2 protein-coding genes are annotated in these 643 nt (G+C 63.6%); both read left to right on the top strand.

Annotated elements, in window-relative coordinates; genetic code table 11:
- A partial coding sequence (locus tag EOA60_RS36060) for an inositol monophosphatase family protein (protein WP_281060824.1) occupies positions 1–245 on the top strand: 245 nt, incomplete at its 5' end.
- Positions 246–320: 75 nt separating this feature from the next.
- Positions 321–566 carry a DUF4170 domain-containing protein gene (locus EOA60_RS36065; RefSeq protein WP_040973997.1) on the top strand — a complete coding sequence of 82 codons (246 nt, stop codon included), beginning with the start codon at positions 321–323 and terminating at the stop codon, positions 564–566.
- Positions 567–643: the final 77 nt, after the last annotated feature.

Genomic DNA, 643 nt, shown 5'->3' on the forward strand with positions numbered 1-643 from the left:
CCTACCGGCTGGCGATGATCGCCAACGGCAAGCTCGACGCGACCTTCGTCAAGCCCAACGCGCATGACTGGGACATCGCCGCCGCCGACCTTATCCTCCGCGAAGCGGGCGGCGCCTTGCTCGACCGTACCGGCAAGCCGCCGCGCTATGCCGGCGAGGTGATCAACCATGGCGCGCTCGCCGCCGGCAGCGGCGAACTGCTGGGTGTCCTGGCCGGCGTCATTGCCGGAGCTGACCAAGGGTGAGTCGGCCCACGGTTTCAAAATCGGCGGCTTTGGTCTAAACGTTTCACAAAATTCATGAATCTGCGAAGGATCGGCATGGCCGTGGAAGACGGAAAGAAACAGCTTTTGCACCTGGTGTTCGGCGGCGAGCTGAAAAAGCTGGGTGGAACCGAGTTCCGTGATCTGGATGCGCTCGACATCGTCGGCATCTACCCCGACTATCAATCGGCGCACGCCGCGTGGAAGGCGAAGGCGCAGGCCAGCGTCGACAATGCCCATATGCGCTATTTCGTCGTTCACCTGCACCGGTTGCTCGATCCGGAAACAAAGGCAGCCGGTTGACATCGATGGAGCATGAAGCGGTGAAAGGAGCGACGGGGCGCGCCGCCGGGCGGGGCGGGACTCGCACGCTGTGGCGC

The sequence above is a fragment of the Mesorhizobium sp. M1A.F.Ca.IN.020.06.1.1 genome (assembly GCF_004023265.1).
GTDB lineage: Bacteria > Pseudomonadota > Alphaproteobacteria > Rhizobiales > Rhizobiaceae > Mesorhizobium.

Excerpts from the sequence above, each read along its gene's own strand:
- EOA60_RS36065 (WP_040973997.1), top strand. The coding sequence starts at position 321 with ATGGCCGTGGAAGACGGAAAGAAACAGCTTTTGCACCTGGTGTTCGGC.